The following is a 6,197-nucleotide window of genomic DNA, read 5'->3' as shown; positions in this document are numbered from 1 at the left end:
CCCGCTACGAGAAACGGGCCTACATCTACCTCGGCACCGTCACACTCGCAGCACTCCTGATCTGGCTCCGCACATGATCCGAGAAACAGTGCCTAGTCGAGGCGGCAGGTGGCCGGCGTCGATCATCTTGCCCGAGATGAGCTTCGCGGCCGTGGCCGGGGTCCGCTCCTGCGCTTGTTCAGCGAGTCGGAGGGCGTCGTCAATCTCGCTGAGGTTCACGGAGGACAGGACGGCCGCCCGCTCTATCAGGTCGTCCCGGGACACAGTGGTCAGCCACGTGCACGGGGTGAAGCCTGGACGCGGGAACGCGAGCCGCAGCACGCCTTCGAACGGCAGTCCTTCACTCCGCGGACCGGGCGCGCGCCGAGCTGATCGTGGAACGCCTCGCCGTGGCGGTGGGGTTGACCCTGGACCGGCGGAACGGCGGCGGAAGGCCGGCCCGGCCGCCGTCGCGGAACTCCTCGATCCCTCGCTCCCCCGTCATGCGCGCGCGCAGGCCGCGTCGGCGCTCGGCCTGGAGGCCGGCGGCCTCGCCCGGGTGGTGCTGAGTCCGCTGGGGGCCCGCGGCGCTGGGCTGCCCCGGCGCACCGCGATCGTGACCACCTCGGCCGGCCCGGCGCGCGCTGGTGCAGCAGGCCTCCGCGGCGCCCGGCAGGGCGCCCGGTCCCGAGGGGCTCACGGCCCCCGGGGGCCGGGTCGGCGTGGGAGCCCCCGTCGAGCCGGGCGATCTGGCCGGCTCCCTGCCGGGGGCGCTCGCGGCGCTCCGCCTCACCTCCCGCACCCGCCCGTCGGTCTCGGTCGAGGACATCGGCGCGCTGGCACGCCTCGACCTGGCTCCGCCGCTGGACTCGGCACTCACCGCGGCGCTCGACCGCATCGCGGAGGTCGCCGGCCGCCCCTGGGGGCCGGACACGCTGGAGGCCCTGGCCACCACCGACAGCGTCCGAGCGGCCGCGCAACGCTGCGGCGTCCACCACTCCACCCTCCAGGCCCGCTGCGAACGCATCGCCGCCCGCCTCGGCTACCACCCCGTCTCCACAACGGGCCGCCTCCGACTCGCCCTTGACCTCGCCGCCCACAGCCTGACCACGGTGCGCTTCGACTACGACAGCTGAGCTTTGCCGGGCCCGCTCGACGCCTCGGCCCGGATCGCCGGCGTCAGCGGGGACCAGGGACACCAGGTGGGCGCCGGTGATCGCGCGCCATCGCGCCTGGGTGTCGAATATGTCGTCGCCGTCCGCTCGGATGTGACCGTCCACCCGCACGATGCCATGCCGGTCACGCCGCCCTGGCCGGGCAACGGCCGCAAGCCGCAGCCCCGCTACCGCGATATGCCGTCCTCCGTGTCTGCTTTGACCGCTGGCCACGGACGGCCAGCGTTCACCGAGGTGACCTGGCGTGAAGGCTCCCGCGGGCCGATGCGCTTGCGCTTTCTGTCCCTGTGGGTGCGGCCGGCCGGGGTCAAGGCCCGCCGTCTGGCCCAGGCCGCCGCCACCGAGCGGGAGGGCTGCTGGGACGGTGTCCTGCCCGGGTCACGCTGCTGGTCGAATGGCTCGAAGGCGCCCAAGAACCCACCGACTACTGGCTGTCCAGCCTGCCCGCCGACACCCCGCTTGCTGAACTGGTCCGCCTGGCCAAGATCCGCTGGCGCATGGAGCACGACTATCGGGAACTCAAGCACGGCCTCGGGCTGGACCACTTCGAGGGACGTTCCTGGACCGGGTGGCATCACCACGTCACCCTGGTCACCGCTGCCCACGCGTTCCTCACCGAACAGCGCCTGGCCCCAAATGCCGATACAGCGGACTCACCCTCGACCAGATTCTCGACACCATCCAAGAGCTGCTGAACTGCTGGACCGGCACCTGCACCACCTGCCACCGCCCCCTGCCCAGAACGTCCACCACCAGCCAGAGCCCAAGAACCAGAGCAACTTAACGGAGTCCTACGAGCTAGCTGTCGGTCACCTGCCGTAGCGCCGTCCGCAGTCGGTGGTCAGCGCCCAGCAGGTGGCTGCTGAGGAGGCTGGTGGCCTTCGCGACGTCGCGGGAGCGGACGGCGTGCAGGAGGTCGGCGTGGGCTTCCGCAGCCGGGTGGAGGTCGCGGTCTTGGGTGTTGGTGACATCCAGGATGACCGCGAACACAGGCCGGTACTGTTCCCATACCGCCGCCAGACGCCGGTGTTCGGCCAGTGCGTAGAACGCGGAGTGGAACTCCAGGTCGGCCTCGGCGAAGGCGGCCGGATCGCCCTTGTCAGCCGCCTTGGTCATGGCGGTGACCGGCGACTCCAGCGTGTTGAGTTCGCGTTTCCCGGCGCGTTCGATGACACGGGTGAGGGCCAGCGTCTCCAGGGACTCGCGCAGGGTGAACAGCTCCTCGACGTCGTCCTCCCCCAGCCCGGTGACGTACACGCCGCGGCGCCGGGACTCCACCAGGCCCTCCGCTTCCAGCAGCCGCAGGGCGTCGCGGATCGGGCCCCGGCTGACGTCGAACCGGTCTGCCAGCGCCCCCTCCACCAGGTGTGTCCCCGGCTCCAGCTGCCCGGTGACGATCAGCACCCGCAGCTGGTGTGCCACGCGCTCGCCCAGCGGCAGCTGCCGCACCTGCCTCACGGCCAGCTGTTCCACGCCGATCCCTCCCTCACTTGCCGTCCGCACCGTCAACGGTTGACGAGTGACTACTATCCCATCGTGTGCGACGGCTGCCCGTCCAGTCGCAGCGGCTCCACCTTCGGCAGGAGGAACGCGTAGGTGGCCGCACCGAACAGTGCCACGCAGCCTGCCGTAACGAGTGGGACGACGAAGGAGCCGGAGCTGCCCATCAGCACGCCGAGGAGCAGCGGGGACACGATTCCGGCGATGTTGCCGGCGGTGTTCTGGATGCCGGCGATGGAGCCGACGTGGCCGGGGGTGGGGGCGATGTCACCGGGCAGCGCCCAGACGCTGGCGGCCGCAAAGGTCGAGCAGAAGTACGACGCGGACAGGGCGGCCAGCGCCATGCCGACGCTCGGGGAGACGACGGCGAGGGCGATGACGGAGGTACCCAGCAGGCCGCCGACCAGGCAGGTCTTGCGGGCCTTGGTGACCGGGGTGCCGCGCCGGACCAGCCAGTCCGAGACCAGACCGCCGCACCAGCCGCCGACCATGGATGCGAGCCCGGGCACCATGCCCAGGAAGCCGAACTTCATCGTCGACAGGTGGTACGTCTCCACCAGGTACGACGGGAACCAGGTGATGAAGAAGTAGGCGACGAAGTTGACGCAGAAGAAGCCGAGCATCATCGCCCACACCAGGCGGAACCGGAACAGGTCGCGCCAGCGGACCGAGCTCTGCGCGGGGGTGTCCGCGCTGTCCTGACCCGCCTTGATGTAGTCCAGTTCCGGCTTCTTCAGCTGCCCGTGCCGCTCGGGGTCGCGGTAGTACAGCCACCAGCCGAACGCCCAGAGCACTCCCAGTCCGCCGGCCACGGCGAATGCGGCCCGCCAGCCGAGTGCGCCGACGACCAGCGCGACGAGCGGGATGGACAGCGCGCCGCCTACGGCGTTGCCGTTGTTGAAGGTCGCCGACGCGAAGCTGCGCTCCGTCCTGGGGAACCACCGGGAGACGACCTTGGCGCTGGACGGGAAGGACGGGGCCTCGCCGAGGCCGAGCACCATGCGCAGCGTGAGCAGCGCACCGGTGCCGCGGGCCAGTCCCATCAGGGCGGTGGCCACGCCCCACCACAGGCTTGCGAAGAACAGGGTGACGCGTGGGCCGAACCGGTCGGCCAGCCATCCGCCCGGCATCTGCCCGAAGGCGTACGTCCAGAAGAACGCCGACATGATCGTGCCGGCGAGGGCGGGCGATATGTGGAAGTCCTCGCTGATGTGGGGCAGGGAGACGCTGAGGGCGGCGCGGTCGATGTAGTTGATCGTGATGCCGATGAACAGCAGGCTGAGGATGACGAAGCGGGTCCGGCCTACGCGCGGCCGGCCTGCCGCCGGGGTGTCGGCGTCGGCGGGCTGGGTTCCGTCAGTCGGCCGCGTGCCGTCGGCGGGCCGGATTCCGGGATGGGTACCGGTCATGGTGGGCTCCTGGGGAAGTAGGCGGTCAGACGCGGGCCTGGTCGGGGGCGACGCCGTTGACGATGTTGCGGGGCGGCTTGCCGGACAGCACCAGGTCGAGGCTGTCGATCACACTGGCGCGGAGGTTGTGGTACGCCTCGTGGGTCACGCCTGCGGCATGCGGGTTAAGCAGGACGTCGGTGCGGCCGCGCAGCGGTGAGGAGGCCGGCAGCGGCTCCTCGGTGAAGACGTCGAGCGCGGCGCCGGCCAGCTGCCTGGAGTCGAGGGCCCGCACGACGGCTTCCTCGTCCAGCACGCCACCGCGACCGGCGTTCACGACCCACGAGCCGCGCGGCATGCGCTGCAGCAAGGCGTCGCCGATCAGGCCGCGCGTGGCGTTGTTCAACGGCATGTGCAGGGTCAGGATGTTGCTGCGGGCGGCCAGTTCATCCAGGTCGACGTACTCCCGGCCGGGCTCGCTCGGCACCGGGTCGTGGACGAGGATGCGGGCCCCGAAGGCGTCGAGGCGGCGGGCGACGGCGCGCCCGATGTTGCCGAATCCGGCGATGCCGACGGTCAGTGACGACACGTCGCGGCCGCGGACCCCTTCCGGCCCCCAGTCGCCGCGCTCGATCTTGGCGTGGCCGAACGCGTACGGGCGCAGCAGGTAGAGCAGCGCGCCCACCGTCCAGTCGGCCACCGCGTCCGTGTTGAAGCCGGGCAGATTGGCGACGGGGATGCCACGTTCGGCGGCGGCGCGGTGGTCGACGCCGTCGAAGCCGACGGCGACCGACTGGATCAGGCGGCACTGCTCCATGACGTCCAGCAGCTCGGCGGTGATCCGGCGCTCCTTCTCCAGTGGCGCCAGGACGATCGTCGCGGTCGCCAGGGTCTCGAGGTGGTCGCGCGGGTCCTCGTCCGGGCCGATCTCGGTGATCCGCAAGTCGGTGTGGCCCGGCAGGAGGCGGCGCAGCTCGGCGGGGCCGAGGTCGTTCAGGTGGTAGAGGCTGACCAGGTGTTCGGGCTGGTCGGGCATGTGCGTACTCCGATGTGTGGACGGGGTGAACGATGCGACCCCGGCGGCTCGTGACACCGCAGATCATCGGGCGTACGATGAATCCTCGTCAACGGTTAACCGTAGACTGATTCGAAAAGTTTCCCCATCGCCTGGGAGGACCACCCCCTCATGCCTGCGCCGCAGACCACCGTCATCACCCCGCTGACCACGCCGTTCACACCGGACGGCGAGCTCGACCTGGCCGCTGCCCGCGAGCTGTTTCGCTTCACCGCCGACACGACGGGGCTGCTGATGGTCGCCGGGACGACCGGAGAGTTCCCCGCCCTGGACCGCTCGGAGCGGCGCGCACTGACCGAGCTCGCCCTGGAGGTCGCGGGCCCGGGCGCCGTGATGGCCCATGTCGGCGCCCCTGACGCGCACACGGCCGTGGCCCTCACCCGCGACGCGGTCTCCGCGGGCGCCACCCGGCTCGCGGCGCTCACCCCGTACTACATGCCGGCCGAGCCCGACGAGCTGCGGGACTACTTCCTGCGCGTGCGGCAGGCCGCGGGGGACGCCGAGCTGTTCGCGTACCTCTTCCCCGAGCGCAGCGGCATCACCGTCGACCCCGAGGTGTTCGCGCGGCTGGCGAAGGAGTGCGGTCTGTCCGGCGTCAAGCTGAGCGGCACGCCGTCCACCGAGGTGGCCGCGTACCGTGCGTTCCTGCCCGCGGAGTTCACCGTCTACTCGGGCAACGACGCCCTGCTCACCACGGTCCTCGACGAAGGCGGCGCGGGCGTGATCTCCGGCTGCTCCGGCGCCCTGCCCGAACCCTTCCTGGAGCTGGCCGCTGCCAAGCTCGCCGGTGCAGGGGCGGATGAACTCGCGCCGCTGCAGGCGCGGGTGGACCGCGTGGTCGCGCTGCTCGGCCCGAGCGCCGGGCGGATCAAGCACGCCCTGCGCGTACGCGGCCTGCCGGCCGGATCCTCCCGCATGACCGTCGGCTACCCGGACCCGCAGACGGCGGACGAAATCGAGAAGCTGGTGGCGGACCTGGCCGGGTGAGCTCCGACGAGGGGGACGTACGACCTCGACGCGAAAGCAGGCGGCGGGTGCACGAAGAACCGTGCACCCGCCGCGTCGTACGAGGACCATGCC

General features: G+C 71.3%; 5 protein-coding genes and 2 pseudogenes. 3 read left to right on the top strand and 4 right to left on the bottom strand.

Annotated elements, in window-relative coordinates:
• Positions 1-39: 39 nt before the first annotated feature.
• Positions 40-342 (bottom strand): annotated as a pseudogene (locus tag ACWIGU_RS44205) (hypothetical protein); the annotation flags it as partial.
• 284 nt (positions 343-626) lie between these two features.
• On the opposite strand from ACWIGU_RS44205, the gene ACWIGU_RS44200 reads away from it, so the two are divergent.
• Together ACWIGU_RS44200 and ACWIGU_RS44195 are read left to right on the top strand one after the other, a co-directional pair.
• Positions 627-1,115, top strand: coding sequence for a helix-turn-helix domain-containing protein (locus ACWIGU_RS44200; RefSeq protein WP_454407587.1), 489 nt, complete (start codon positions 627-629; stop codon positions 1,113-1,115).
• Positions 1,116-1,214: 99 nt separating this feature from the next.
• Positions 1,215-1,849 (top strand): annotated as a pseudogene (locus ACWIGU_RS44195) (IS701 family transposase); the annotation flags it as partial.
• A gap of 103 nt (positions 1,850-1,952) precedes the next feature.
• Here the strand turns inward: ACWIGU_RS44195 and ACWIGU_RS44190 are convergent.
• Genes ACWIGU_RS44190 through ACWIGU_RS44180 form a run of 3 tightly spaced genes read right to left on the bottom strand, consistent with a single transcriptional unit; the run spans position 1,953 to position 5,078 of the window.
• Positions 1,953-2,627: a GntR family transcriptional regulator gene (locus tag ACWIGU_RS44190; RefSeq protein ID WP_454407586.1), complete on the bottom strand. Its 675-nt coding sequence runs from the start codon at positions 2,625-2,627 to the stop codon at positions 1,953-1,955.
• A gap of 53 nt (positions 2,628-2,680) precedes the next feature.
• A complete protein-coding gene (locus tag ACWIGU_RS44185; RefSeq protein WP_454407585.1) occupies positions 2,681-4,063 on the bottom strand; it encodes an MFS transporter in 1,383 nt (460 codons plus the stop codon).
• 25 nt (positions 4,064-4,088) lie between these two features.
• Complete coding sequence (locus ACWIGU_RS44180) at positions 4,089-5,078, bottom strand: 2-hydroxyacid dehydrogenase (protein WP_454407584.1); 990 nt, start codon at positions 5,076-5,078, stop codon at positions 4,089-4,091.
• Between the two features lie 150 nt (positions 5,079-5,228).
• Here ACWIGU_RS44180 and ACWIGU_RS44175 point away from each other — a divergent pair, with 150 nt between their 5' ends.
• Complete coding sequence (locus ACWIGU_RS44175; RefSeq protein ID WP_454407582.1) at positions 5,229-6,104, top strand: dihydrodipicolinate synthase family protein; 876 nt, start codon at positions 5,229-5,231, stop codon at positions 6,102-6,104.
• Positions 6,105-6,197 lie beyond the last annotated feature (93 nt).

The sequence above is a fragment of the Streptomyces sp. NPDC055400 genome, from assembly GCF_053644375.1.
This window is presented reverse-complemented; position numbering and strand designations above follow the sequence as displayed.

Coding starts and splice junctions, on each gene's coding strand:
- ACWIGU_RS44185 (WP_454407585.1), bottom strand. CDS start 4,063: ATGACCGGTACCCATCCCGGAATCCGGCCCGCCGACGGCACGCGGCCG.
- ACWIGU_RS44175 (WP_454407582.1), top strand. CDS start 5,229: ATGCCTGCGCCGCAGACCACCGTCATCACCCCGCTGACCACGCCGTTC.
- ACWIGU_RS44180 (WP_454407584.1), bottom strand. CDS start 5,078: ATGCCCGACCAGCCCGAACACCTGGTCAGCCTCTACCACCTGAACGAC.